The following is a 26,474-nucleotide window of genomic DNA, read 5'->3' on the forward strand; positions in this document are numbered from 1 at the left end:
ATGAACGATTTCTGGCAACACTGTTCCGCACTGCTGGAGCGCGAGCTGACGCCCCAGCAGTACGTGACGTGGATCAAACCCTTGGCCCCGGTGGCCTTCGATGCGTCGGCGAACACGCTGTCCATCGCCGCGCCGAACCGCTTCAAGCTGGACTGGGTCAAGAGCCAGTTTTCGGGCCGGATCTCCGATTTGGCCCGCGATTTCTGGAATGCGCCGATCGAAGTCCAGTTCGTCCTCGATCCGAAAGCCGGTATGCGCAGCGCCACCGCGAACGCCGCGCCGGCCGCCCAGCGCGCGCCGCTGACACCGAACGGCCCCGCCGCGACGGTCGCCGCGATCGCCGCCAACCTGGCCGCGAATGCCGGTGCCGCGCCCAGCGCGCCGGCCGACGTGCCGATGACGGCGTCGGCAGCCGCCGCGCACCACCTGAACGCCGACGACGCCGACATCGACCTGCCGAGCCTGCCCGCGCACGAAGCCGCCGCCGGCCGCCGCACGTGGCGCCCGGGCCCCGGTGCCGCACCCGCGAACGGCGGCGAAGCCGACTCGATGTACGAACGTTCGAAGCTGAACCCCGTGCTCACGTTCGACAACTTCGTGACCGGTAAGGCCAACCAGCTCGCGCGCGCCGCCGCGATCCAGGTCGCGGACAACCCCGGCATCTCGTACAACCCGCTGTTCCTGTACGGCGGCGTCGGCCTCGGCAAGACCCACCTGATCCACGCGATCGGCAACCAGCTGCTGCTCGACAAGGCCGGCGCGCGGATCCGCTACATCCATGCCGAGCAATACGTGTCGGACGTGGTGAAGGCATACCAGCGCAAGGCATTCGACGACTTCAAGCGCTACTACCACTCGCTCGACCTGCTGCTGATCGACGATATCCAGTTCTTCTCCGGCAAGTCGCGCACGCAAGAGGAATTCTTCTACGCGTTCGAGGCGCTCGTCGCGAACAAGGCGCAGGTGATCATCACCAGCGACACGTATCCGAAGGAGATTTCGGGCATCGACGATCGCCTGATCTCGCGCTTCGACTCGGGCCTCACCGTCGCGATCGAGCCGCCCGAGCTGGAAATGCGCGTCGCGATCCTGATGCGCAAGGCGCAGTCGGAAGGCGTGAACCTGTCGGAAGACGTCGCGTTCTTCGTTGCGAAACACCTGCGCTCGAACGTGCGCGAGCTCGAAGGCGCGCTGCGCAAGATCCTCGCGTATTCGAAGTTCCACGGCCGCGAGATCTCGATCGAGCTGACCAAGGAAGCGCTGAAGGACCTGCTGACCGTGCAGAACCGGCAGATTTCGGTCGAGAACATCCAGAAGACCGTCGCCGACTTCTACAACATCAAGGTCGCCGACATGTACTCGAAGAAGCGTCCCGCGAACATCGCGCGGCCGCGGCAGATCGCGATGTATCTGGCGAAGGAACTGACGCAGAAAAGCCTGCCGGAGATCGGCGAGCTGTTCGGCGGGCGTGACCACACCACCGTGCTGCACGCCGTGCGCAAGATCGCGGACGAGCGCAGCAAGGACGCGCAGCTCAACCACGAGCTGCACGTGCTGGAACAGACGCTGAAGGGCTGAGCGCGCGCACCGCGCTTGATAATTCGGCCTCCGCCCCAATTTAAGGGGGGCGGTTCGGTTTTGAGGCACAATACTGGTTTGACCGCCCCGGTGGTGGCGGGCCAAGAGCCCGGCCGGCGGGGCGCTGCGTGGCTGCTGCGCTGCAGGCCGTTACTCAACGAAGGAACTCTATGCAACTGGTCAAGACCGAACGAGACACACTCCTCAGGCCGCTGCAAACGGTCAGCGGCATCGTCGAACGCCGCCATACGTTGCCGATCCTCGCCAACCTGCTGATCACCAAGAACGGCCCGGACGTTTCATTCCTGTCGACCGACCTGGAGCTGCAGATCACCACGCGCGCCGATTTCGGCGTCGGCGGCGACCAGGTGGCCACCACCGTCGCGGCCCGCAAGCTGCTCGACATCCTGCGCGCGATGCCTGACGGCCAGGTCACGCTGTCGCTCGCCGACAAGCGCCTCACCGTTCAGTCCGGCAAGAGCCGCTTCGCACTGCAGACGCTCGCGGCCGACGAGTTCCCGACCGTCGCGCAGGCAAAGGATTTCGGCGCGACCCTGACCGTCCCGCAGAAGTCGTTCCGCCAGTTGCTCGGCATGGTGCACTTCGCGATGGCGCAGCAGGACATCCGCTACTACCTGAACGGCATGCTGCTCGTCGTCGACGGCGACCAGCTGATGGCCGTGGCCACCGACGGCCACCGCCTCGCGTTTTCGTCGATGAAGATCGAAGGCGGCACGTTCGGCCGCCAGGAAGTCATCGTGCCGCGCAAGACGATTCTCGAGCTGCAGCGCCTGCTCGAGGACATCGACGACACCGTCACCATCGACATCGCGCAGACCCAGGCCAAGTTCACGTTCGGCCAGGTCGAGCTCGTGTCGAAACTCGTCGAGGGCAAGTTCCCCGACTTCCAGCGCGTGATCCCGAAGGCGCACAAGAACACGTTCGAGATCGGCCGTGAAGAGCTGCAGCGTTCGCTGCAACGCGCGGCGATCCTGACCTCGGACAAGTTCAAGGGCGTGCGCTGCATCATCGCACCGGGCCAGCTGAAGATCATGTCGACCAACGCCGATCAGGAAGAGGCGCAGGAAGAACTCGAGATCGCCTACCAGGGCGATACCGTCGACATCGGCTTCAACGTCACGTATCTGCTCGACGTGCTCGCGAACCTGAAGGTCGACACCGTGCAGGTGAGCCTCGGCGACGCCAGCTCGAGCGCGCTGATCACCGTGCCCGAGAACGACGAATTCAAGTATGTCGTGATGCCGATGCGCATCTGACGCGCTCGACATCAAGATACACACCAGGGGGCGGCAAGCCCCTTTGGCGTTTTTATGGCGAACCGACAACCCGTCCCTTTGGCGCCTTTTCGGCGCTTCGGGCGGGCCAGGAAACTGGAGCGGCCCGGCGATTTCTCTCGCTGAAACGCACCGCGCCGCCACGAGAGTGGCCTCGCAGAACCGGAAGATATCCATGAGTGAACAGCACAATTCGCAACCCGATAACAGCAGCTACGGCGCCTCGTCGATCCAGATCCTCGAAGGTCTGGAAGCGGTGCGCAAGCGCCCCGGGATGTACATCGGCGACACGTCGGACGGCACCGGTCTGCACCACCTCGTGTTCGAGGTGCTCGACAACTCGATCGACGAAGCGCTGGCCGGATACTGCAACGACATCCACGTGACGATTCACGCCGACAACTCGATTTCCGTGACCGACAACGGCCGCGGGATTCCGACCGACGTGAAGATGAACGACAAGCATGAGCCGAAGCGCAGTGCTGCGGAAATCGTGATGACCGAGCTGCATGCCGGCGGCAAGTTCGACCAGAACAGCTACAAGGTTTCCGGTGGTCTGCACGGCGTGGGTGTGTCGTGCGTGAACGCGCTGTCGAGCTGGCTGCGCCTCACCGTGCGCCGCAACGGCAAGAAGCATTTCATGGAGTTCCATCGCGGCATCGCGCAGGATCGTGTGCTCGAGAAGGTGGACGGCGTGGAAGTGTCGCCGATGCTCGTGACCGGTGACACCGAGAACCGCGGCACCGAAGTGCACTTCATGGCCGATCCGACCATTTTCGGCACGGTCGAGTATCACTACGACATTCTCGCGAAGCGGATGCGCGAGCTCTCGTTCCTGAACAACGGCGTGCGGATTCGCCTCACCGACCTTCGTTCGGGCAAGGAAGACGATTTCGCGTTCGCCGGCGGTGTGAAGGGCTTCGTCGAGTACATCAACAAGACGAAGACCAACCTGCACCCGACGGTTTTCTTCGCCAACGGCGAGAAGGATGGCGTGGGCGTCGAAGTCGCGATGCAGTGGAACGACAGCTACAACGAGAACGTGCTGTGCTTCACGAACAACATTCCGCAGCGCGACGGCGGCACGCACCTGACCGGCCTGCGCGCCGCGATGACGCGCGTCATCAACAAGTACATCACCGATAACGAAATCGCGAAGAAGGCGAAGGTCGAGACGACCGGCGACGACATGCGCGAAGGGCTGTCGTGCGTGCTTTCCGTGAAGGTGCCGGAGCCGAAGTTCAGCTCGCAGACGAAGGACAAGCTGGTGTCGTCCGAAGTGCGGGCGCCGGTTGAAGAAGTCGTCGCGAAGGCGCTGGAAGAGTTCCTGCTCGAAACGCCGATCGACGCGAAGATCATCTGCGGGAAGATCGTCGAAGCCGCGCGTGCGCGTGATGCCGCGCGGAAGGCGCGCGAAATGACGCGCCGTAAGGGCGTGCTCGACGGCGTCGGCCTGCCGGGCAAGCTCGCGGACTGCCAGGAGAAAGACCCGGCGAAGTGCGAAATCTACATCGTCGAGGGTGACTCGGCAGGCGGCTCGGCCAAGCAAGGTCGTGACCGGAAGTTCCAGGCGATCCTGCCGCTGCGCGGCAAGGTGCTGAACGTCGAGAAGGCACGCTACGACAAGCTGCTGTCGTCGGAACAGATCGTCACGCTCGTGACCGCGCTTGGGTGCGGGATCGGCAAGGACGATTACAACCTCGACAAGCTGCGCTATCACCGCATCATCATCATGACCGACGCGGACGTGGACGGTGCGCACATCCGGACGCTGCTGCTCACGTTCCTGTATCGCCAGATGCCGGACATGATCGAGCGCGGGTATGTGTATATCGCGCAGCCGCCGCTTTACAAGATCAAGGCGGGCAAGGACGAGCGGTATCTGAAGGACGATGTGGAGCTGAACGCGCATATGCTGCGGTTGGCGCTGCAAGGGTCGGAACTGGTGCCGGGTGAGAATGCGGCTGCGATTTCGGGCGATGCGCTTGGCGAGCTGGCACGGTCGTATCTGCTGTCGCAGAGCGTCATTGACCGGTTGAGCCGGTTGTATGACCCGGCCGCGCTGGAAGCGGTCATGGATGGCGTGGTGATCGACCTCTCCAACGAGGCTTCGACCGAGGCTTCGGCGAAGGCGCTGCACGCTGCGTTGCATGACGAAGCGCTCAAGAACGAAGTGCGGGTTGTGCCTTCGTATGACGCGGTTCGCGAACAGCGCGCGCTGCATGTCGAGCGGACGCATCACGGCAACGTGCGGGTTTCGGTCATCGACCAGGAATTCCAGCACACGGCGGATTATCAGCAGCTCGTGACCACCGCGAATACGTTCAAGGGGCTTATCGGGGAAGGCGCGGTCATCAAACGCGGTGAGCGCAGCATGGCCGTGGCGGACTTCAAGAGCGCGATGAAGTGGCTGCTGGCGGATGCTGAACGGAACGTCTCGAAACAACGCTATAAGGGGCTCGGCGAGATGAACCCCGAGCAGCTGTGGGAAACGACGATGGATCCGGCAGTGCGGCGACTCCTGCGCGTGCAGATCGAAGACGCGATTGCGGCGGATGGGATCTTTACTACCCTCATGGGGGATGACGTCGAGCCGCGGCGGGCGTTTATCGAGTCGAATGCGTTGCGGGCGGGGAATATTGACGTTTGATCCGAGCAGAGGCGTACGGCGCCAGAGTAAGCGTGATTGCGCATCGATCCCGCCACTTCGGACAGGTTGCGCCCACTGCAAGAACTATCTCGCCCCGCGGACTCTTAATCCGTAGGTCGAGTGCTCGAGTCACTCACGCCCCACCACCGAATTATTCATTATAAAATCAAGCACTTGCGCGAAGGCGTCGGTGCTTTTTTTGTCCATGAGACCAGATCAGAGCGTCGAAAACTGGCCTTTGCCGGAAATCTACCGGAACGGAAAAATCCAGACCAAGCATTGGCATGTGATGACAAACCGGCAGGAACTGCTATGCATACGCAATCCGCCAAGGACGCGAAATACAATTTCAGGCGGCTGATCGTCACCGCTCGTGCTGAACCTATCGTGATCGAGAAACACGATCGCCCGGTCGTCGTCCTTGCTATCGAAGAATATCAGCGGCTTGTCGCTATCGAGGCATCCCATGCCCCGAATGGCGATGCAGCCGCCCATACACCCAGGAAACACCATGGCTGAGCTGAACTTCAAGGGTAAAGAGTTCGTTTACAACCATCATCTCGCTGTACCCTTCCGCCCTCTCGTGCCACATCCTGAGAAGGGGATCGGGCCAGTTGCCGTTGACGGCAATCTCGTCATCCACGGTGACAACCTGCACGCGCTAAAAGCGCTTCTGCCACTTTATGCGGGCAAAGTGGACTGCATCTTTATCGACCCGCCATACAACACCGGTAATGAGGGCTGGTGCTACAACGATAACGTCAACGCCCCGATGATTCGCGAGTGGTTGGAATCGAACCCTATCGGAATCGAAGACGGACTACGTCACGACAAATGGTGCGCGATGATGTGGCCGAGGTTGCGGCTTCTGCATGAGATGTTAAGCGAGAACGGCAGCATATGGATCACGCTGGACGATAACGAAGTTCACCACGCACGGAATATGTTGGACGATATTTTCGGCGAAAACTCATTCGTCGGACAGCTTGCATGGCAAAAGCGAACCTCTCGTGAAAATCGGGCCGTCCTCTCTCCTAGTTTCGATCATATTCTGCTGTATTCCAAGGCGTTGAAAGATACTTGGAAGCTCCGTCGGAATCTCCTCACGCCCAAGGACGACGGTTACTCTAATCCTGATAGCGACCCTCGAGGCGTGTGGGCATCGATTCCGTTTTCGGCACAGGGCTACCGCGAAAATCAAGTCTACGAGATCACCACGCCTACCGGAGTCAAGCACAAGCCCCCCAAAGGGCGTTGCTGGGGAGCCACGGAACCAGAGTTCGAAAGCTTAAAAGCACAGAATATGGTGTATTGGCCAAAGAACGGGAATGGGAAACCACGGATAAAGCAATTTCCAGATAACGCTAAGGGCCTCGTACCAATGACTTTATGGCCTGCGTCCGAAGTCGGCACTACAGAGGATTCCAAAAAGCATCTGCTCGAAATTTTTTCGGAATACGATGAAGCTGATCTTGCAATTCATGCACCCAAGACAGTCCAGCTAATCGAGCGCGTCATTGAGATAGCAACCCAAAAGGATTCCATCGTGCTGGACTCCTTCGCCGGATCGGGAACGACCGCCCACGCCGTATTGAAATCAAACCAGCGTGATGGCGGTGGGCGGCGTTTCGTTTTGGTCGAGATGGAAGATTATGCAGATAGTCTTACAGCCGAACGAATGCGGCGCGTAATCAACGGGTACGATCTCACAGGCACCCAAAAGTCGGAACTTCATCGCGAGCGGATTACTTGGACCAAGCTCAAGAAGGCTGAGAAGCTGACCGAGACGGTTGAAACCCTCGAAAATCTGCGCGGGCACGAATATGACCGGATCAAGAAAGAGGTGAAAGACGATGAATTGATCGTCACCGGAGAGAAGGATGTGACCGAACGCGCTGAGGGTATTGGCGGCACCTTCACCTATTGCACGCTTGGTGATCCGGTTGAACTGGACAAGGTACTAAATGGCGAAACTTTGCCCTCCTATACCGGTCTTGGCGCAGCTCTGTTCCACATGGCGACCAATCGCGCCTTCGATCCCGCCGCCGTGCGGGAAGACGATTTCTTTCTCGGCGTGACCGAAGGACAGCATGTATGGCTGATCTACAAGCCCGATCTCGACTGGCTAAAGTCGCCGGAAGCAGCTCTGACACTGGCCCGTGCCAAGGCATTCGCCGCCTCCCAGCCGGGCAAGCGACATCTAGTCTTCGCCCCGGCGAGGTTTGTCAGTCAGAAGATGCTGGTCGAGCAGAACATCCCCGTGGAGTTCGTGCCGCTGCCCTTTGCGCTCTATCGCATTGACCGGAGCTGACCGCCATGTTTCGCCAACTCGATTATCAGGAGCGCGTGCTTTCCACGCTCGACACCTATCTAGACCTTCTGAAGGAAAAGAAGGTCCGGGCCGACAAGATCGCCGCGCTCGCGGCACAGGACCCCGACCTTGGCCTTGCCGTGCCAGATTTCGCCAAGGAAGCTTGGGAGGCGCTGAAAGCGGCGGACAAGCTGCCCGCTTCCCGCGCCGCGACTCCGTTCTCACCGCGCATGGATGGCTGCGCCCGCCCTGTTCCCAATGCCGTGCTGAAAGTGCCAACGGGCGGCGGCAAGACGTGGCTCGCGGTCTCCGCCGTGTCGCGGGTGATGGGTCGCTATCTCGACCGTAACACGGGTTTCGTGCTGTGGATCGTGCCGAATGAGGCGATCTACACACAGACGCTCAAGCACCTGAAAGATCGCCAGCACCCCTATCGCCAAGCGCTGGACCGCGCAGCGGCGGGGCGGGTAAAAATCATGGAGAAAACCGACCGCCTCGACGCGCGGGATGTGGAAACCAACCTCTGCATCATGCTGCTGATGCTGCAATCGGCGAATCGCGAGACACAGGATTCGTTGAAAATGTTTCAGGATCGAGGTGACGTACACGGTTTCTTCCCGCCCGAAGGGGAACAACAGGCGCACAAAGCCGCCATCGAACGGACCCCGAACCTTTCCGCCTATACGGGCCTGTTCCCGATGGTGAAGGATTCACTCGGCAACGCTCTGCGAATCATCCGCCCCGTCGTCGTGATGGATGAAGGGCACCGGGCTGTTTCCGACCTCGCCTTCGGCACACTCTACGGATTCAATCCATGCTTCGTGCTCGAACTGACAGCCACGCCGCAGGATGTGCAACCACGCGGTGGCCGGAACCCACGCGAGGGCCGCTACGCCAATGTGTTGGTGGAAGTATCCGGACGCGAACTGGATCGCGAGGGCATGATCAAAATGCCGCTCAACCTCGATCCCCGGCAGAGCAATGACTGGAAGGCAACGCTGAACGCAGCGCTCGCCAAGCTCAACACGCTCGATGCCGAGGCCCGGAAGCTGCATGCCGATATGGGCCGCTATATTCGGCCCATCATGCTGATTCAGGTCGAACGCACAGGCGCGGATCAGCGCGAAAGCGGGCATATCCACGCCGAAGACGTGAAGGACTGGCTCCTGACGGCGGGCTTCGATCACGCCGAAATCGCTATCAAGACGGCGCAGCAAAATGATCTGAGTGTCCCCGAGAATCAGGACCTTTTGTCGCCGACCAACCGTGTCCGTGCCATTATCACTAAACAGGCGCTGCAAGAGGGCTGGGATTGCCCGTTCGCCTATGTCTTGTGCAGCCTTGCGGCCAGCGCCAATCTCAAGGCGATGACGCAGCTCGTCGGTCGTATTCTCCGGCAGCCCGGCGCTCTCAAGACCGGCGTGGAAGCTCTCGATGAATGCCATATCATCACCCACCATGCCGATACCGCCTCGGTTGTCAGCGCGATCAAAGAGGGGCTGGAACAGGATGGCCTTGGCGACCTGGTGCTGCGCGTGACACAGGATGACAGGAGTGGCACTGCCACGGCAGCTCGCTCCATCAAGCGCCGTCCAGCATTTGCATCCACGGAAATCTACCTGCCCAAGGTGATGATTGTGGAAGGCGAGCAAGTGCGCGAGTTGGATTACGAAACCGACGTGCTCTCGGCAATCGACTGGCGCGGCTTCGATCCGCAGGAAATCGGAGAGCGAGTGCCCGAGAACGCACAGGCGGTAGAGAGCCAGCTTCAACGGATCCGGCTTGCCGATGATGGCGATGAACTATTCGTCGGCGAGACGATCGCCGCGAACACGGAAACTCTTGCCTTCGATCCAACCCATGCCGTCAGGATGATCTCCGACATCGTGCCAAATCCCTTCGTCGGACGCGAGATTGTCGGCGCAATGGTGGCCTCCCTTCGAGCCCGCGGCTTCGATGACGCCAAACTCGGCCAGCTCGCCAGCCTGATCGTGGAAGAACTGCGCAAGGGCCTCGATACCGCGCGGAACAAACGCGCCGAAGCCGTGTTCAAGACAGATGTGGCAACGGGCCGCATCCAGTTCCGGCTGCGGCTCGATGGCCGCAACTGGCGGATGCCCGTCAGCATCGAGGCCACGGAACCGGAGAACGCTCGCCAGCTTCTGAACCGGGCAGGCGGCCCACTGGAAAAGAGCCTGTTCGCGCCGGTCTACGAAAATGAACTGAACGGCGACGAGCGAGATGTGGCCGTGTATCTCGATGGCGAGAAGACGCTGACTTGGTGGCACCGCAACGTCGCTCGGACACAATACGGCGTCCAGGGATGGAAAAAGGCCAAAATCTATCCTGATTTCATCTTCGCCGTGCAGCGAGATGGAAAAAACAAGCACATCACGGTGCTGGAGACCAAGGGCGACCAGCTCGACAATCTTGATACGGCCTACAAGCGCGAAGCACTTTCATTCCTGTCGGAGCATTTCCAATGGGACGAAACCACACCGGTCGGCGAATTGGAGCTGGTCAACAACGGCGAAACCGTTGAGGGCACGCTGATCCTGATGAGTGAGTGGCAGGCGAAATTGCCTGCCCACCTGTGAGGTACAGCAAATATGCCCTGAACACAAAATCACTGACAGACCCATGGTTCGTGCTGCCGGCCGGCTTGGCTTCGCCCTTCTCGTAGCCGAGGTGGTGGGCCAACTCGCCGCCCAGTGCGCGCTCGAAGATCGCCTTCTTGAGCGCAGCAAGCTGCTCGTTGATCGTCGCCCGGTCCAGCGTTCCGGGCACCAGTTGCTTGATCAGTTCCGGGTCCAGGTTCAAGCCCTTGCCCGGTTCTATCATCACTTCTTCCTTGCGTTTTCGTGGCATAAAAGTGGCTCCTTGGCCGTCAGTTTATGCCTCACACACAAAAGACCGGATAGGCTCAGGACAAGCGGCTCATCATCACGCCGATGTGATCGGCGCATTGTCCATGGTGGGCGTCGCAAGTCACCACCGCTCAGGTAGCTCAGTACCCGATACTCTGCACTGTTAGTAACTGTGACAAGCGACGATTGCCTTGCAAATGCAGCGGGCCGGTCACTCAGGTCCGCTGCCGCGTTGCCTTTCAGCACGAGCTGCAACCCATACCAGCTCACCATGCATTTTCGGCGTCACAAATGCAAAAACCCCCGCCTTTTGGGCGGGGGTTTTTGGCTTAGGGAGCCTGACGATTACCTACTTTCACACGGGAATCCGCACTATCATCGGCGTAGAGTCGTTTCACGGTCCTGTTCGGGATGGGAAGGGGTGGGACCGACTCGCTATGGTCATCAGGCAAAGAGGGTTGTTCTGCTGGCGTGGCCAACAGAACCAATCTTGGAAGAAGCAGTAATTTCGTTGGGTTGTGAGGTTGTATCTCACACATACGCGGTAGTTCAACCGCTGTACGTCGAGTGCCTTGCACTCGACGTTCGACATTCGTAAAGCGCTGAAGCGCTAACGACTGTCGAAACAGACTTGTTATAGGATCAAGCCTTACGGGCAATTAGTATCAGTTAGCTGAACGCATTACTGCGCTTACACACCTGACCTATCAACGTCCTGGTCTCGAACGACCCTTCAAGGGGATCTAGTCCCCAGGGATATCTCATCTTAAGGCGAGTTTCCCGCTTAGATGCTTTCAGCGGTTATCTCTTCCGAACATAGCTACCCGGCGATGCCACTGGCGTGACAACCGGTACACCAGAGGTTCGTCCACTCCGGTCCTCTCGTACTAGGAGCAGCCCCCTTCAAATATCCAACGCCCACGGCAGATAGGGACCAAACTGTCTCACGACGTTTTAAACCCAGCTCACGTACCTCTTTAAATGGCGAACAGCCATACCCTTGGGACCGGCTACAGCCCCAGGATGAGATGAGCCGACATCGAGGTGCCAAACACCGCCGTCGATATGAACTCTTGGGCGGTATCAGCCTGTTATCCCCAGAGTACCTTTTATCCGTTGAGCGATGGCCCTTCCATACAGAACCACCGGATCACTATGACCTGCTTTCGCACCTGCTCGACTTGTCGGTCTCGCAGTTAAGCACGCTTATGCCATTGCACTATCAGCACGATTTCCGACCGTACCTAGCGTACCTTCGTACTCCTCCGTTACGCTTTGGGAGGAGACCGCCCCAGTCAAACTGCCTACCATGCACTGTCCCCGACCCGGATCACGGGCCAAGGTTAGAACCTCAAACAAACCAGGGTGGTATTTCAAGGACGGCTCCACCGAAACTAGCGTTCCGGTTTCATAGCCTCCCACCTATCCTACACAGATCGGTTCAAAGTCCAATGCAAAGCTACAGTAAAGGTTCATGGGGTCTTTCCGTCTAGCCGCGGGTAGATTGCATCATCACAAACACTTCAACTTCGCTGAGTCTCGGGAGGAGACAGTGTGGCCATCGTTACGCCATTCGTGCAGGTCGGAACTTACCCGACAAGGAATTTCGCTACCTTAGGACCGTTATAGTTACGGCCGCCGTTTACCGGGACTTCAATCAAGAGCTTGCACCCCATCATTTAATCTTCCGGCACCGGGCAGGCGTCACACCCTATACGTCCACTTTCGTGTTTGCAGAGTGCTGTGTTTTTATTAAACAGTCGCAGCCACCAGTTTATTGCAACCCCTTCACCCTCCTGGCGCAGGCCAGTCAAGCTACAAGGGCGTACCTTATCCCGAAGTTACGGTACCAATTTGCCGAGTTCCTTCTCCCGAGTTCTCTCAAGCGCCTTAGAATACTCATCTCGCCCACCTGTGTCGGTTTGCGGTACGGTCATCGTTAGACTGAAGCTTAGAGGCTTTTCTTGGAACCACTTCCAATTGCTTCGCTCCCGAAGGAGCTCGCGCCACACCCTTGAATTGCGCACCCGGATTTGCCTAAGTGCCTTCTCCAATGCAGCGACCGGGACTTCCAACACCCGGACAACCTTCCGCGATCCGTCCCCCCATCGCATCTAACAATGGTGCAGGAATATTGACCTGCTTCCCATCAGCTACGCATTTCTGCCTCGCCTTAGGGGCCGACTCACCCTACGCCGATGAACGTTGCGTAGGAAACCTTGGGCTTACGGCGAGGGGGCCTTTCACCCCCTTTATCGCTACTCATGTCAGCATTCGCACTTCCGATACCTCCAGCACCCTTTACAAGGCACCTTCGCAGGCTTACGGAACGCTCTCCTACCATGCGTGCAAAGCACGCATCCGCAGCTTCGGTATATAGCTTAGCCCCGTTACATCTTCCGCGCAGGACGACTCGATCAGTGAGCTATTACGCTTTCTTTAAAGGGTGGCTGCTTCTAAGCCAACCTCCTGACTGTTTTAGCCTTCCCACTTCGTTTCCCACTTAGCTATATTTGGGGACCTTAGCTGGCGGTCTGGGTTGTTTCCCTCTTGACACCGGACGTTAGCACCCGATGTCTGTCTCCCGTGATTGCACTCTTCGGTATTCGGAGTTTGCTATGGCGGGGTAATCTGCAATAGACCCCCCAACCATGACAGTGCTCTACCCCCGAAGGTGAGACACGAGGCACTACCTAAATAGTTTTCGGAGAGAACCAGCTATTTCCAAGTTTGTTTAGCCTTTCACCCCTATCCACAGCTCATCCCCTAACTTTTCAACGTTAGTGGGTTCGGACCTCCAGTACGTGTTACCGCACCTTCATCCTGGCCATGGATAGATCACTTGGTTTCGGGTCTACGCCCAGCAACTGAACGCCCTATTCGGACTCGCTTTCGCTACGCCTGCCCTATACGGTTAAGCTTGCTACTGAACGTAAGTCGCTGACCCATTATACAAAAGGTACGCCGTCACCCCTTTCGAGGCTCCGACTGTTTGTATGCATGCGGTTTCAGGATCTATTTCACTCCCCTCCCGGGGTTCTTTTCGCCTTTCCCTCACGGTACTGGTTCACTATCGGTCGATCACGAGTATTTAGCCTTGGAGGATGGTCCCCCCATCTTCAGACAGGATTTCACGTGTCCCGCCCTACTTGTCGCACACCTAGTTCTTTCATACTGTTTTCGCCTACAGGGCTATCACCTGCTATGGCCGCACTTTCCAGAGCGTTCGGCTAACAATACAAATAAAGAGTGCAAGGCTCATCCCATTTCGCTCGCCACTACTTTGGGAATCTCGGTTGATTTCTTTTCCTGCGGTTACTTAGATGTTTCAGTTCACCGCGTTCGCTTCACATGGCCTATGTATTCAGCCATGGATACTCCAAAAGGAGTGGGTTTCCCCATTCGGACATCTACGGATCAAAGCTCGTTTGCCAGCTCCCCGTAGCTTTTCGCAGGCTACCGCGTCCTTCATCGCCTGTGATCGCCAAGGCATCCACCACATGCACTTGTTCGCTTGACCCTATAACGAGTCTGTCTCGTTACAGGTTGAGTTCTCGCGTTGTGCCGTATTCCAATTGAGTCAAACTTAGAGTTCGAATCATCTTGAGATACATCGATACAATCACAACCCGGATAGTTTCCACGTCCATCTCGAGACGCTTCCGCTATCCAAATTACTTACTTCTTCCAGATTGTTAAAGAACGACAGCCGATACTTTCGTACCGCTCTGACTGGCTCAATCGCCAATGAGAAAAACTCGAACCAAACTTCATTCGAATGTTTGTCATTGAAGATTATCGAAAGCGGCCGGCATTATAACCGATTAAACCGCTAACAGACAGTCTTTCTGTCTTTATCAACAGCCGATAAGCGTGAGCGCTCAACTTTGCGAGAAGCTCTGGAAAGGAGGTGATCCAGCCGCACCTTCCGATACGGCTACCTTGTTACGACTTCACCCCAGTCATGAATCCTACCGTGGTGACCGTCCTCCTTGCGGTTAGACTAGCCACTTCTGGTAAAACCCACTCCCATGGTGTGACGGGCGGTGTGTACAAGACCCGGGAACGTATTCACCGCGGCATGCTGATCCGCGATTACTAGCGATTCCAGCTTCATGCACTCGAGTTGCAGAGTGCAATCCGGACTACGATCGGTTTTCTGGGATTAGCTCCCCCTCGCGGGTTGGCAACCCTCTGTTCCGACCATTGTATGACGTGTGAAGCCCTACCCATAAGGGCCATGAGGACTTGACGTCATCCCCACCTTCCTCCGGTTTGTCACCGGCAGTCTCCTTAGAGTGCTCTTGCGTAGCAACTAAGGACAAGGGTTGCGCTCGTTGCGGGACTTAACCCAACATCTCACGACACGAGCTGACGACAGCCATGCAGCACCTGTGCGCCGGTTCTCTTTCGAGCACTCCCGCCTCTCAGCGGGATTCCGACCATGTCAAGGGTAGGTAAGGTTTTTCGCGTTGCATCGAATTAATCCACATCATCCACCGCTTGTGCGGGTCCCCGTCAATTCCTTTGAGTTTTAATCTTGCGACCGTACTCCCCAGGCGGTCAACTTCACGCGTTAGCTACGTTACTAAGGAAATGAATCCCCAACAACTAGTTGACATCGTTTAGGGCGTGGACTACCAGGGTATCTAATCCTGTTTGCTCCCCACGCTTTCGTGCATGAGCGTCAGTATTGGCCCAGGGGGCTGCCTTCGCCATCGGTATTCCTCCACATCTCTACGCATTTCACTGCTACACGTGGAATTCTACCCCCCTCTGCCATACTCTAGCTTGCCAGTCACCAATGCAGTTCCCAGGTTGAGCCCGGGGATTTCACATCGGTCTTAACAAACCGCCTGCGCACGCTTTACGCCCAGTAATTCCGATTAACGCTTGCACCCTACGTATTACCGCGGCTGCTGGCACGTAGTTAGCCGGTGCTTATTCTTCCGGTACCGTCATCCCCCGGCTATATTAGAACCAAGGATTTCTTTCCGGACAAAAGTGCTTTACAACCCGAAGGCCTTCTTCACACACGCGGCATTGCTGGATCAGGCTTTCGCCCATTGTCCAAAATTCCCCACTGCTGCCTCCCGTAGGAGTCTGGGCCGTGTCTCAGTCCCAGTGTGGCTGGTCGTCCTCTCAGACCAGCTACTGATCGTCGCCTTGGTAGGCCTTTACCCCACCAACTAGCTAATCAGCCATCGGCCAACCCTATAGCGCGAGGCCCGAAGGTCCCCCGCTTTCATCCGTAGATCGTATGCGGTATTAATCCGGCTTTCGCCGGGCTATCCCCCACTACAGGACATGTTCCGATGTATTACTCACCCGTTCGCCACTCGCCACCAGGTGCAAGCACCCGTGCTGCCGTTCGACTTGCATGTGTAAGGCATGCCGCCAGCGTTCAATCTGAGCCAGGATCAAACTCTTCAGTTTAAACCTGTTACTGTTTTCGGTTCGGTTAAGAACCGGTCGCTCACTCAAAGCTGACAGGAATATGAATTGCTTCATAAACCTGACTTACTTTAGTGTGAGACTCTTGATACTTTCGCTATCTGATCCGAAGATCAGCTCGCTTCCATCAAGCGCCCACACTTATCGGCTGTTAATTTTTAAAGAGCATTTCTGCGAGAAACCTGAAGTTTCCCAGCAGCGCTGCGTTTTCAGCAGCAGAGAAGCGAGATTATTAACCGTTTTTTAAAACTCGTCAACAACTTTTTTAACTACTTCGTTGCGACGACTGCGGTTTAATTTCGTGTGCACTGGAGTCGCTACAACCGATCCCAACCGCACCGCTTCCCTTCTTCCTCCGCGCTGCGTTTCCGTTAGCGCGAAAGAGGCGTGATTCTATGCACCTGCCCCGGTCTCCGCAAGCACTTTGTGAAAATATTTTTACAAGCGGGCCCGGGACAGTCGAGCCGCCCCCCACGGGTGGCCACGGAAGCCGCTCGACTCGATCCGGGCGAGATAGCCTTTGAGAAACCTCGCCCGCATCGAGCGTAACGCTGCGTCGCTCACCTCCCCACCATCGCCTTCACCACCCCATCCCGCCGAATCAACCCGTGATACAGCGCCGCCGCAAAGTGTGCGAGGAACGTCACGAAGAACAGGTAAGCCAACACCCGGTGCGCGACCCTGAGCCAGGCAAACGTCACCGGGTCGGCCGAGACCAGCGCCGGCAACTGCACGCCGCCACCCAGCGTCACCGGATACCCGCCCGCCGACAGCATCGCCCATCCGATCAGCGGCATCGCGAGCATCAGCGCGTACAGCACGAGATGCGACCCATGCGCGGCAAGCTTCTGCCACCAGGGCAGATCATCGGGCAACGCGGGCGGTTTCGACACGAACCGCACCACGATCCGTACGCAAACCAGCACCAGCACGGCAATCCCCAGCGGCTTGTGCAACGCCACCAGGAAATCGTGCCGCCCGGAAACCGACGCCACCATCCCCACCCCGATGAACAGCATCGCGACGATCATCGCGGCCATCACCCAATGCAGCAGCCTCGCCGGCAAGCTAAACGTCGTCGTAGCCTTCATCATCGTCCCTCCGCGCTCAGTCGCGCCGCGCCGGCCACGCCGGCCTCTTCACTCGTCCGGCGCAGATACGAATCCGCATACGCCGCGGACCGCGCCGCCAGCAACGGATCCCCCGACACCTGAATCCCCTGCGGCAGCACCGTCGGGTCGTAATTCACGTCCCGGCACGGCCCGCTGTCCTGCGGCTCCACGCGATCGAGCACGAGCGTCCCGGCGTCGATCGTCGTCCGCTGCGCGGGCCAAGTCTTCGTCGCGTCGTCCACCGGGTCGCCGGGCTCGGCCAGCGTGACCAGCAGCTTCCACTTCTGCGCACCGTCCGCGATGCGCCGCGTCAGGTCCTGCTGCAACACGTTCGGATCCGCGGCCGTCGCGACGTCGCCGGCGCCCGTCATCTGCTCCGGCACGACGCGCCACCGCACCGCCTGGCGCTTGCCGGCAGCATCGACGAAGTAGAACGCGTTCAATCCGTAATAGCTTTCGGTGACGTAGCTCGCGCTCGGCTTCGCACCCTTCACCCATGCGCGGAACGCTGCCGTCTCCGGATGCGCGCCGAAAAACGCCTTCACCTTCGCCGGATCGGGCTTGCCCGTCGCCGGATCCGGCCGGGTCGCCAGCAACTGCGCGTAGAACGCCTTCGGCGTCGCCACCGGAAACACGGGCATCGCGTTCATCCCGGTCCGCCATTGCTGGCCGTCCGGTGCGGTGAGCTTCAGCGCGAGGCTGCGGATCGGCACGCTGCTGTCGGGCGCATAAGGATTCCCGCCCGGCAGCGCGAAGCGCCCGACCACCGGCGTGCGCACCGCCTTGAAGAACGGCGCGACCGAATACGCGCTCGCGGCGCCATTGCCTTCGAAGTAACCGGTCACGCACACGCCCTTCGCGTGATTGCGCCGGAAGCCCGGATGCTCGCCGCCGGCCGTCTGCAGCGCGTCGACGAGCCGGTGCGGGGTCAGACGCGCCGGCGCAAGCCAGCCGCCGACATACCCGAACGCCACGGCCACGCCGGCCACCGCGCCGCCGATCACGGCCCAGCGCCACCACCCGCGCCCGGGTTCGCTCGGCGGCGAAGAAGAGGAAGATTGCTTCATGGATGCACTCCCGATCGTCTGATCATTGTCGAACGCGTGTAGGACGCCACCCGCGCCGCTTTATTCCATGAAGAAATTTTTCGTATGCTGACGGAATAAGCGACGCCGACCGGCGTCCTACGCGGCATCTCCACGCTTATCGGCTCGCGCCCCGGCCATGCCCTCAAACGCCCCCGACGACGACGCATTGCGCGAACTCATCCCCAGGCTGCGACGCTTCGCGCTCTGGCTGGCGCGCGACGTCCACGCCGCCGACGATCTCGTCCAGTCGACGCTCGAGCGCGCGCTGTCGCGCTGGGCAAGCCGCCGCGACGACGCGTCGTTGCGCAGCTGGCTCTTCACGATCCTTTACCGGCAGTTTCTCGACGGCAAACGCAGCGCGAAGCGCTACGCATGGCTGCTCGGCCGCATTCGCGACGACGACGAAGCGCACTGGCCGTCCGCCGAACGTGAGGTGGCCGCACGCGCGACGCTCGAAGCGTTCGGCCGGCTCTCCGACGAGCAGCGCAGCCTGCTGCTGCTCGTCGCGGTCGAGGGCTTCACGTATCAGGAAGTCGCCGACCTGCTCGGCGTGCCGATCGGCACCGTGATGTCGCGACTCTCCCGCGCGCGCCACGCGCTGCGCCAGCTCAGCGACGGCGAACTTCCCGCTCCTTCTCTCCGCGTGATGAAATGAACCACCTCCGTCCCGACGAACACGATCTCCAGGCCTATGTCGACGGCCAGCTCGACGACGACGCGCGCGCCGCGGTCGAGCGATATCTCGCGCTGCATCCGGAGCGTGCGGAACAGGTAAGGCAATGGCAGCAGGATGCGCAGCGATTGCGGGCCGCGCTCGAGAGCGTGCGGATGCCCGGTCAGAATCCTGAGCTCGATCCGGCTGCGATTCGGGCGAAGCGTGTGGAGCGCTCGCGGATGCGATTCGCGATGGCGGCTTCGTTCGTGTTCTGTATCGGGCTGGGGACGTTTGGCGGATGGCAGGCGCATGGATGGAACGCGCCGCCTCCGATCGCGCCGATGAGCGATGCGGTCGAGGCTTACCGGATGATGGTCGTCGATCAAGCCGCGAAGGTGGATTTTCGGCCAACCCGTGCGGGAGATTTGCAAGGGTGGCTCACCAGACGCGTCGGCGCATCGGCGCGGCTGCCGGATTTGAGTGCGGCCGGGTTCAGGCCGGTTGGCGGGCGGCTGTTTACGACGGACAGCGGAGCCACTGCCGCGATGGTGCTCTATGAGGACGATGCCGGGCGAACACTGAGCTTCTATCTCCGGCCGGCGGAATCGAAACACCGGCTGCTGCCGGCCGGACAACGCGTGGATGGGCCGTTGCTCGCGCGGTACGGGTCGGTGAACGGGCTCAATTTCGCGGTGGTCGGGCCGGCCGGAAGCCTCACGGAGAAAGCGATCGCGCAGGCGCTCGATCAGCAGACTTGATTGGTACGACGCGCGCGCAGCTGGTGATCGGTGGGCGGCCGTCGATGCCCCGAATGATGCGGCTTCTGACTTGTGCGTGCTTACTGTCACCACTCGCTTGCACAGCGTTTCGACTGACTTTCGCGGTTTGTTGTCCACATCGAGACAACACCGGCACCCTCGCCCTTTCGGAATCACAGGGTTTCGAGTCGCTGCGGGGCGGGATATCCACATCAATCCTGTCGACACCGCGCGCGGTCATCGGTCGACTCGCTCATCTTCGGCCTGCACAGTGTTTCGGATTGTTTTGGCGTGCAATATCCACAACCGCAAGGTACCGCGAACATCTGCACCGAATTCGATTGCCGTATCCGTTGAGCCCACAGGCCTTCGAGTGATTTGACTTCTCGATATCCACAAGGCATTCCACCATGACGGAGTCTTCAGGCCGAGCAGCGTCGCGATATCGAACTGGACGGAACACCGATCGACCTTGTCGAATTTCAATCCGGTCATCCCGCTCCCTGAGGCACTCGTCCTCCTACCTTTCTTCCTGCCTTGCAATCAATTCCCTCAGGCATTCAGCACAAGTTGCCGTCAATAGACCGATAGCTGATTCCATCGACTCGTCATCGTCGAACCGATAGGCGCCGCCCCCTTCATACTTCCCGCGCAACTCCAGAATTTTCGTCACTTCGGATTCGAGCATGTAGCCCGGAAATTCGACTTCATCACGCGTCAGCGTCAATGGCACGACCCGATGCCCACTCTGGCCGTTGCTACGATCGTTGACGAGATCGGAAACGGCCCGAGTCACGAGCTCACATCCGGTACGACGATGACGTGATTGTCATAACGGATCCTCGTACAACCGCGGCCACATCGGCCATGAGCCCCGCTACGCGGCCAGCAATATCCGCCACCAGAGGTTCATTGACGAGGCGTGTCGAGAACCTGGCGACTTTACAGATGCGAGCGTTCGGGTTGGTCCCTGCCTTCGACTTCGCGTGATTCATCCATCGCGCGCAGTGCATATTCTTCCCGGATCACAGTCGACGGACTGTGCTTATCCAAAGGTGTTAACAGGGTTCGTATATATACGTAGTGATAGTTAACAAGCCCACCGCTCCACAGTGGACAACTTCCGTAACACCATGAATTTTCAACATGAAACAGAATGCATAACCACAGGCGATGCACAGGAAAATCGCTGTGCATCACAGAACAACTTTCCGCCGATTCACAGCCGCGGCGACATATCCTCAATCGTTCCACTGTGAATCCAGAGGCTTGCCGGACGGTTATCCATAGCGCGCTGTGGATAAGTTGCGGCGCCGGTCCGCCCGCTATCGAACCATGGCAATCAGATACAGCCCGCCGAGGATCATGGCGACGCCTCCCCATTGCGCGTACGACACACGTTCGCCGAAGAACACGATTCCGGCCAGAAAGACGAGCACGAACGTGAGCACGGTAAACGGATATACGACGGTGAGCCCGGCCTTGCTCAACGCGAAGATCCAGAGCACCGTGCCCGCGCCGTAGCAAAGCAGCCCGCAGTGGGGATCAACCCGGATGCGATCGCAATTCGCTTCGCGCACGGTGCGCCGCCCATGCGCGCCATGCTCGATCGAATAAATTTCACAAAAGGGACTTGCGCACCTCCAAAACCCTCTCTATAATTCGCGGCTTCTTAGGCTCGTAGCTCAGTTGGTTAGAGCACCACCTTGACATGGTGGGGGTCGTTGGTTCGAATCCAATCGAGCCTACCAACGAACAAAAGAAGGGGTCTGGCAGCACGCATTGCCTACAGGCAATCCGGCTCGCCAACATACAAACGCCACGCGGCAACATCGCGTGGCGTTTTTCTTTTTGCGGCACGAAATCGTGCATGCCTGGGCGATGCGTCGTGCGGCAAGCAGCGGGTAATCGGCAAGGCAGGGCGTAGAGCCCCCGCTCGTCGAGCATCAATGCAGATGCTTCAACTTGTCAGGATTCCGCACGACATAGATCGCGACGATTTTCCCGTCTTCGATCTCGAGCGCCGTGGTCTGCAGCTCGCCGTCGGCCTCCCGCGTGACGAAACCCGGCAACCCGTTGATGAACCCGGCCCGCACGAGCTTCGACGCATGCGTGGCGAACAGTTCGGCCAGGTATGCGTGGACCTTCATCACGCGCTCGAAGCCGAACACCGGCTTGCCCGCGGCCGCGCGCTTGCCGCCGCCGTCCGAATGCAGGCTCACGTCCTCGGCGAGCATCGCGCCGAGCGCGCGCATGTCGCCGCTGCGTGACGCCGCGAAGAACGCCTCGGCCAGCGCGATCCCGCGCTGCTTCTCGACATGAAACCGCGGCCGCGCCTCGCGCACATGGGTGCGCGCCCGCGCGGCGAGCTGCCGGCATGCGGCCGGGTCACGCTGGATCGTCTTCGCGATCTCGTCGAACTCGAGGCCGAACACGTCGTGCAGCAAAAACGCCGCACGCTCGAGCGGCGACAGCCGTTCGAGCGCGAGCATCAGCGGCAGCGTGACGTCCTCCTGTTCATCCTCCTCGACGACCGGCTCCGGCAGCCACGGGCCGATATAGGTCTCGCGCTGGTGCCGCGCGGACTTCAGCTGATCGAGGCACATGCGCATCACCATGCGGCGCAGGAACGCCTCGGGCACGCGCACCTCCGTGCGATCGACGTCCATCCAGCGGATGAACGCCTCCTGCACCATGTCCTCGGCGTCCGCGACGGAACCGAGCATCCGGTACGCGACGCGGATCAGCGTGCGACGCAGCGGATCGAAGCTCGCCGCTGCGTCGGCCCGGTCTTCGGCGCTGCCCGCGGCCGGATCGAGGCTGGTCATCAGGCCACCATCTTCGCTGCAGCGGCTTTCGCTTCAGCCGGATCGATCCACAGCCCGAAGCCGACGGCCAGCCGGTTCCAGCCGTTGATCACGTTGATCATCACCGTGAGTTTCACCTGCTCCTCCTGGCTGAAGTGGTCGTTGAGCGCCGCATACGCGGCTTCGTGCGCGCCATGGCCCTCCGACAGCCGCGTGAGCGCGTCGGTCCAGCCGAGCGCCGCGCGTTCGCGGTCGGTGTAGCAGGGTGCTTCGCGCCACGCGGCCAGCAGATTGATGCGCTGCTCGGTCTCGCCTTGCTCGCGGGCCTCGACGGTGTGCATGTTAAGGCAGTTCGCACACGCGTTGATCTGCGACGCGCGGATCTTGACCAGCTCGATCAGCGTCGGCTCGAGGCTCCCGGCAGCGGCGACCGATACGGCCATCCAGTTCTTCATCAGCGCGGGGGCGGCGGCGAACGGATTGAGTTTCGCAGTCATGGTTCCTTCTCCTTTCGTGTGGGTTCCGGTGATATGACGAGCGAGGCCCCCGCGCGTGTGACATCGGCGCGAAAAATTTTTCAAAAGCTCGGAAGCGCACGGAGGGCAGGGCAGTCGAACATCGCACCGACGGCCGTGATGCCAGCGTGCGGATCGGGGCCGATATCGACCGCACGACGCCGTTGCGCCGGTGAACGCGGGTCGTCGACCTTTCATGCGTGCCGCGCGACCGTCATGAGGCGGCGGTAATGCCGACGCGCAGGCATGCCCATTGCGATCGCCTGCCGGGCCCCGCCATCACGGGCATCGACGGTTCGCCAACGTCGCCGCTCGACGCGCCAGTGCTTTCATTTGTCTTTCGCATTTGTTTCGCCCGAAATCCGATTCGCGACGTTCACATTTCTGGCCCATACTGTTCTGCACGGGCAGATGATGTGACGCCGCACCAGCGGCCCGGCGCGCGCGCCGGCTGCCCGACATCGCAGCAATGAAGGTCGCACGCCAGCCGCGCGCATCCGAGCGCAAGGCTTTCCTTTTTCCGGCAACGCAACGCAGCGAATCGCGACGTGGACGGTAAACCGATGAGCCTCCTTGCATCCCAGCTTCAGCGCCGTTATCAGGACGTGCGCGCCCATAGTGTCGCGTTGACGGCGACGCTATCCGCCGAAGACCAGGCCGTGCAGTCGATGCCCGACGCGAGTCCGGTGAAGTGGCATCTCGCGCATACGACCTGGTTCTTCGAAACCGTCGTACTGATGCGCCGCGTGGATGGCTATGCGCCATTCGACGACGCATTCCAGTTCCTCTTCAATTCCTATTACGAAGCGCTCGGCCCGCGCCATCCGCGGCCGCAGCGCGGGCTGCTCACGCGTCCGTCGCTCGACGAGGTGAGTGCGTACCGTCAGTACGTCGACGACGCGATGCTGCGCGCGCTCGACGGCGCCGATCCGACGATGCTCGCCACGATCGCGCCCGAGATCGAACTCGGCCTGCATCACGAGCAGCAGCATCAGGAGCTGATCGTCACGGACATGCTGCATGCGTTCTCGTGCAACCCGCTCAAGCCTGCGTTCCGGCCGCTCAATCGCGCCGATGGGCACGCGGCCCTGGCCGCGGGCGATGCCGGCCCGTTGCGCTGGCTGCATCAGCCGGGCGGGCTCGTCGAGATCGGCCACGACGGCGACGCGTTCTCGTTCGACAACGAACGGCCGCGCCATACGGCGCTCGTGCGTCCGTACGAGATCGCGAACCGTCTCGTGACGAATGCGGAATTCGCGGCCTTCATCGCGGACGGCGGCTACGCCCGCCCTGAATACTGGCTGTCGGACGGCTGGGCGACGGTGCAGCGGGAAGGGTGGCGAGGGCCCGCGTACTGGATTCCGGACGACGACGGTGGGCCGGAAACCGTACACGCATGGCGCGCGTTCGGTCTGCACGGCGTGGAGACGCTCGCGCCCGATGCGCCCGTGTGTCACGTGAGCTTCTACGAAGCGGCCGCGTACGCGGAGTGGGCCGGCGCACGTCTGCCGACCGAATTCGAATGGGAAGCCGCATTCGGCGCGGATGGTATTCAGCAGATGCTCGGGCACGTGTGGCAGTGGACCCGTTCGTCCTACGAGCCGTATCCGGGCTTTCGGCCGCTCGCGGGAGTCGCCGCCGAATACAACGGCAAGTTCATGGTTGGCCAGCAGGTCCTGCGCGGCAGCAGCGTCGCGACGCCGCCGGGGCACGAACGGCCGACGTACCGCAATTTCTTTCCGCCGGCTGCGCGCTGGCAATTCACGGGAGTGCGACTTGCGCGAGACGTCTGATCTGACGGCCACGAGCGGTGGCCTGCAACCCGCCCGCGATTCGCGGCCGAGCGCGTTCGAGCGCGACCTGATCGACGGACTGTCGCGCACGCCGCGCAGCATTTCGCCGAAATACTTCTACGATGCGGCTGGGTCGGCGTTGTTCGACAGCATCTGCGAGCTGCCCGAGTACTACCCGACGCGTACGGAACTCGGCATCCTGCGCGATCGCGCGGCCGAGATCGTGCGGCGCGTCGGCCCGCATGCGGACATCGTCGAATTCGGCGCGGGCTCGCTCGAGAAGATCCGCGTGCTGCTCGACGCGTGTGCGGACAACTACGCGAACGCGCCGGCGCGCTACGTGCCGATCGACATCTCGGCCGACTACCTGCACGGCGCCGCGGCGCGGCTGCGTGACGCGTATCCGTGGCTCGACGTCGCGCCGATCGCGGCCGACTACACGAAGGCCGAGCAACTGGCCGAACTGACGGAGACGCCGCGCCGGCGCATCGGCTTCTTCCCCGGCTCGACGATCGGCAACTTCTCGCCGGAGGAAGCCGACGCGTTCCTGCGCGACGCCGCGCGGCTGTTGCGCGGGGGCGGCCTGCTGGTCGGCGTGGATCTCGTGAAGGACGAGCGCACGCTGCATCGCGCGTACAACGACGCGCAGGGCGTGACCGCGCGGTTCAACCTGAACCTGCTCGCCCGCGCGAACGCGGAACTCGGCGCGGACTTCGATCTCGACGCGTTTTCGCATTGCGCGTTCTACGACCGCGAACGGCAGCGCATCGAGATGCATCTCGTCAGCGATATCGCGCAAACGGTGCACGTGCGCGGCCACGCGTTCCGCTTCGAGGCGGGCGAGCACATCCACACGGAGAACTCGCACAAGTTCACGATCGACGGCTTCCATGCGATCGCGCGCCGTGCGGGCTTCGAGCCCGACACCGTGTGGACCGACGCGGACAGCCTGTTCAGCGTGCACTGGCTGCGCAGCGTCGACGATATCCGCGCGTAACTTCGTTCGGTTCGCGTGCGGCGAGCGGCGCCGGCGCGTTTTCCGGCAAAAATTCCCGCCTTTACCGATTCGATGCGCCGTTGCAACGGCGTGTCGAATCACCCGCCACCCTTGTCCTGCAACGCTTTGCACCCCGCCGTAAACGTCCGTTACCGGTCTCGCAGACCGGTTTCACCTGTGTCGGCGCCCGATGCCTAGACTCCGAACCGTAGTCACATGACGCACGACACGTGCAGGGAGTCGCGAAATGAGCAAGAAACTTATCCTCGGTGCAGTTCTCGGTGTAGCGGCGCTGGCAGCTTCGGGCGTCGCATCGGCCCACGTCGACCTGTCGGTCGGGATCGGTGTGCCCGGCGTCTATGCGGCGCCCGAGCCGGTCTACGTCGCGCCGCCGCCGCCGGTGATGTACGCGCCGGTGGGCTATCGCGACGACGACTGGCGTGCGCGTCAATGGCGTGAACACGAGTGGCGTCGCCGTGAATGGCGCGAGCACGAGTGGCGCGAGCGCGCCTGGCGTGACGGCGACGGCTGGCGCGGCCGCTGGAACTGAACCGGGCGGCCGGCTCACGAGAATACTGATCACGACGACAAGAG

17 protein-coding genes, 1 tRNA gene, 3 rRNA genes and 1 pseudogene are annotated in these 26,474 nt (G+C 60.5%); 12 read left to right on the forward strand and 10 right to left on the reverse strand.

Annotated elements, in window-relative coordinates:
- The 6 genes from dnaA to WS66_RS12590 all read left to right on the forward strand — a co-directional run bounded on the left by dnaA (nucleotide 1) and on the right by WS66_RS12590 (nucleotide 10,431).
- Complete coding sequence (gene dnaA / locus WS66_RS12565) at nucleotides 1–1,578, forward strand: chromosomal replication initiator protein DnaA (protein WP_059605259.1); 1,578 nt, start codon at nucleotides 1–3, stop codon at nucleotides 1,576–1,578.
- Between the two features lie 170 nt (nucleotides 1,579–1,748).
- Nucleotides 1,749–2,855: a DNA polymerase III subunit beta gene (dnaN, locus tag WS66_RS12570; protein WP_059605245.1), complete on the forward strand. Its 1,107-nt coding sequence runs from the start codon at nucleotides 1,749–1,751 to the stop codon at nucleotides 2,853–2,855.
- A gap of 193 nt (nucleotides 2,856–3,048) precedes the next feature.
- Nucleotides 3,049–5,523, forward strand: a complete 2,475-nt coding sequence (gyrB, locus tag WS66_RS12575; protein WP_059605242.1) for a DNA topoisomerase (ATP-hydrolyzing) subunit B — start codon at nucleotides 3,049–3,051, stop codon at nucleotides 5,521–5,523.
- Nucleotides 5,524–5,643: 120 nt separating this feature from the next.
- Entirely contained in the window at nucleotides 5,644–6,042 is a 399-nt protein-coding gene (locus tag WS66_RS34200; RefSeq protein WP_218928989.1) for a type II toxin-antitoxin system Phd/YefM family antitoxin, read from the forward strand.
- On the forward strand, nucleotides 6,035–7,834 hold the full coding sequence (locus WS66_RS12585; RefSeq protein WP_059605256.1) for a site-specific DNA-methyltransferase: 1,800 nt from the start codon (nucleotides 6,035–6,037) through the stop codon (nucleotides 7,832–7,834). The genes WS66_RS34200 and WS66_RS12585 overlap by 8 nt, the downstream gene beginning before the upstream one ends.
- Nucleotides 7,835–7,839: 5 nt before the next feature.
- Nucleotides 7,840–10,431, forward strand: a complete 2,592-nt coding sequence (locus WS66_RS12590) for a DEAD/DEAH box helicase (RefSeq protein ID WP_059605236.1) — start codon at nucleotides 7,840–7,842, stop codon at nucleotides 10,429–10,431.
- A gap of 43 nt (nucleotides 10,432–10,474) precedes the next feature.
- Here the strand turns inward: WS66_RS12590 and WS66_RS12595 are convergent.
- From WS66_RS12595 to WS66_RS12635, 6 genes and pseudogenes are all read right to left on the reverse strand, one after another.
- Nucleotides 10,475–10,678: pseudogene (locus WS66_RS12595) on the reverse strand (IS256 family transposase); the annotation flags it as partial.
- A 359-nt stretch (nucleotides 10,679–11,037) separates the two neighbouring features.
- Nucleotides 11,038–11,150 (reverse strand): 5S ribosomal RNA (gene rrf, locus WS66_RS12600).
- A 189-nt stretch (nucleotides 11,151–11,339) separates the two neighbouring features.
- Nucleotides 11,340–14,221 (reverse strand): 23S ribosomal RNA (locus WS66_RS12610).
- Nucleotides 14,222–14,604: 383 nt separating this feature from the next.
- A 16S ribosomal RNA gene (locus tag WS66_RS12620) occupies nucleotides 14,605–16,137 on the reverse strand.
- Together the 16S, 23S and 5S rRNA genes form the textbook arrangement of a ribosomal RNA operon.
- A 578-nt stretch (nucleotides 16,138–16,715) precedes the next feature.
- Nucleotides 16,716–17,249: a cytochrome b gene (locus WS66_RS12630; RefSeq protein WP_059602235.1), complete on the reverse strand. Its 534-nt coding sequence runs from the start codon at nucleotides 17,247–17,249 to the stop codon at nucleotides 16,716–16,718.
- Nucleotides 17,246–18,334: a catalase family peroxidase gene (locus WS66_RS12635; protein WP_059602233.1), complete on the reverse strand. Its 1,089-nt coding sequence runs from the start codon at nucleotides 18,332–18,334 to the stop codon at nucleotides 17,246–17,248. The genes WS66_RS12630 and WS66_RS12635 overlap by 4 nt, the downstream gene beginning before the upstream one ends.
- Before the next feature lie 157 nt (nucleotides 18,335–18,491).
- Between WS66_RS12635 and WS66_RS12640 the strand changes: the two genes are divergently transcribed.
- Together WS66_RS12640 and WS66_RS12645 are read left to right on the forward strand one after the other, a co-directional pair.
- Nucleotides 18,492–19,010 (forward strand): sigma-70 family RNA polymerase sigma factor, encoded by a 519-nt coding sequence (locus WS66_RS12640; protein WP_059602230.1) that lies wholly within the window; start codon nucleotides 18,492–18,494, stop codon nucleotides 19,008–19,010.
- The gene (locus tag WS66_RS12645) at nucleotides 19,007–19,768 is read left to right on the forward strand and encodes an anti-sigma factor family protein (RefSeq protein ID WP_059602227.1); all 762 of its coding nucleotides are present in this window, start codon (nucleotides 19,007–19,009) and stop codon (nucleotides 19,766–19,768) included. Before WS66_RS12640 ends, WS66_RS12645 begins: the two co-directional genes overlap by 4 nt.
- Nucleotides 19,769–20,288: 520 nt before the next feature.
- On the opposite strand, the gene WS66_RS12650 is transcribed toward WS66_RS12645, so the two are convergent.
- Both WS66_RS12650 and WS66_RS12655 read right to left on the reverse strand, forming a co-directional pair.
- Nucleotides 20,289–20,564, reverse strand: a complete 276-nt coding sequence (locus WS66_RS12650) for a hypothetical protein (RefSeq protein WP_059602225.1) — start codon at nucleotides 20,562–20,564, stop codon at nucleotides 20,289–20,291.
- A 529-nt stretch (nucleotides 20,565–21,093) separates the two neighbouring features.
- The gene (locus WS66_RS12655; protein WP_236872966.1) at nucleotides 21,094–21,348 is read right to left on the reverse strand and encodes an EamA family transporter; all 255 of its coding nucleotides are present in this window, start codon (nucleotides 21,346–21,348) and stop codon (nucleotides 21,094–21,096) included.
- 94 nt (nucleotides 21,349–21,442) lie between these two features.
- On the opposite strand from WS66_RS12655, the gene WS66_RS12660 reads away from it, so the two are divergent.
- Nucleotides 21,443–21,519: transfer RNA gene (locus WS66_RS12660), tRNA-Val, on the forward strand.
- A gap of 195 nt (nucleotides 21,520–21,714) precedes the next feature.
- Here the strand turns inward: WS66_RS12660 and WS66_RS12665 are convergent.
- Nucleotides 21,715–22,596 carry a sigma-70 family RNA polymerase sigma factor gene (locus WS66_RS12665; RefSeq protein ID WP_059602224.1) on the reverse strand — a complete coding sequence of 294 codons (882 nt, stop codon included), beginning with the start codon at nucleotides 22,594–22,596 and terminating at the stop codon, nucleotides 21,715–21,717.
- The gene (locus WS66_RS12670; protein ID WP_059602222.1) at nucleotides 22,596–23,072 is read right to left on the reverse strand and encodes a carboxymuconolactone decarboxylase family protein; all 477 of its coding nucleotides are present in this window, start codon (nucleotides 23,070–23,072) and stop codon (nucleotides 22,596–22,598) included. Before WS66_RS12670 ends, WS66_RS12665 begins: the two co-directional genes overlap by 1 nt.
- Before the next feature lie 581 nt (nucleotides 23,073–23,653).
- Between WS66_RS12670 and egtB the strand changes: the two genes are divergently transcribed.
- The 3 genes from egtB to WS66_RS12690 all read left to right on the forward strand — a co-directional run bounded on the left by egtB (nucleotide 23,654) and on the right by WS66_RS12690 (nucleotide 26,430).
- Nucleotides 23,654–24,883, forward strand: coding sequence for an ergothioneine biosynthesis protein EgtB (gene egtB, locus WS66_RS12680; RefSeq protein WP_059602220.1), 1,230 nt, complete (start codon nucleotides 23,654–23,656; stop codon nucleotides 24,881–24,883).
- Nucleotides 24,867–25,880 (forward strand): L-histidine N(alpha)-methyltransferase, encoded by a 1,014-nt coding sequence (gene egtD, locus WS66_RS12685; RefSeq protein WP_059602217.1) that lies wholly within the window; start codon nucleotides 24,867–24,869, stop codon nucleotides 25,878–25,880. Before egtB ends, egtD begins: the two co-directional genes overlap by 17 nt.
- Before the next feature lie 247 nt (nucleotides 25,881–26,127).
- Complete coding sequence (locus tag WS66_RS12690) at nucleotides 26,128–26,430, forward strand: hypothetical protein (RefSeq protein WP_059448027.1); 303 nt, start codon at nucleotides 26,128–26,130, stop codon at nucleotides 26,428–26,430.
- The last annotated feature ends 44 nt before the right edge of the window (nucleotides 26,431–26,474 follow it).

The organism is Burkholderia sp. LA-2-3-30-S1-D2 (assembly GCF_001523915.2).
GTDB lineage: Bacteria > Pseudomonadota > Gammaproteobacteria > Burkholderiales > Burkholderiaceae > Burkholderia > Burkholderia diffusa.

Excerpts from the sequence above, each read along its gene's own strand:
- WS66_RS12665 (WP_059602224.1), bottom strand. The coding sequence starts at position 22,596 with ATGACCAGCCTCGATCCGGCCGCGGGCAGCGCCGAAGACCGGGCCGAC.
- WS66_RS12640 (WP_059602230.1), top strand. The coding sequence starts at position 18,492 with ATGCCCTCAAACGCCCCCGACGACGACGCATTGCGCGAACTCATCCCC.
- gyrB (WP_059605242.1), top strand. The coding sequence starts at position 3,049 with ATGAGTGAACAGCACAATTCGCAACCCGATAACAGCAGCTACGGCGCC.
- dnaN (WP_059605245.1), top strand. The coding sequence starts at position 1,749 with ATGCAACTGGTCAAGACCGAACGAGACACACTCCTCAGGCCGCTGCAA.
- WS66_RS12645 (WP_059602227.1), top strand. The coding sequence starts at position 19,007 with ATGAACCACCTCCGTCCCGACGAACACGATCTCCAGGCCTATGTCGAC.
- WS66_RS12590 (WP_059605236.1), top strand. The coding sequence starts at position 7,840 with ATGTTTCGCCAACTCGATTATCAGGAGCGCGTGCTTTCCACGCTCGAC.
- dnaA (WP_059605259.1), top strand. The coding sequence starts at position 1 with ATGAACGATTTCTGGCAACACTGTTCCGCACTGCTGGAGCGCGAGCTG.
- WS66_RS12670 (WP_059602222.1), bottom strand. The coding sequence starts at position 23,072 with ATGACTGCGAAACTCAATCCGTTCGCCGCCGCCCCCGCGCTGATGAAG.
- WS66_RS12585 (WP_059605256.1), top strand. The coding sequence starts at position 6,035 with ATGGCTGAGCTGAACTTCAAGGGTAAAGAGTTCGTTTACAACCATCAT.
- WS66_RS12635 (WP_059602233.1), bottom strand. The coding sequence starts at position 18,334 with ATGAAGCAATCTTCCTCTTCTTCGCCGCCGAGCGAACCCGGGCGCGGG.
- WS66_RS12690 (WP_059448027.1), top strand. The coding sequence starts at position 26,128 with ATGAGCAAGAAACTTATCCTCGGTGCAGTTCTCGGTGTAGCGGCGCTG.
- WS66_RS12630 (WP_059602235.1), bottom strand. The coding sequence starts at position 17,249 with ATGATGAAGGCTACGACGACGTTTAGCTTGCCGGCGAGGCTGCTGCAT.
- egtB (WP_059602220.1), top strand. The coding sequence starts at position 23,654 with ATGAGCCTCCTTGCATCCCAGCTTCAGCGCCGTTATCAGGACGTGCGC.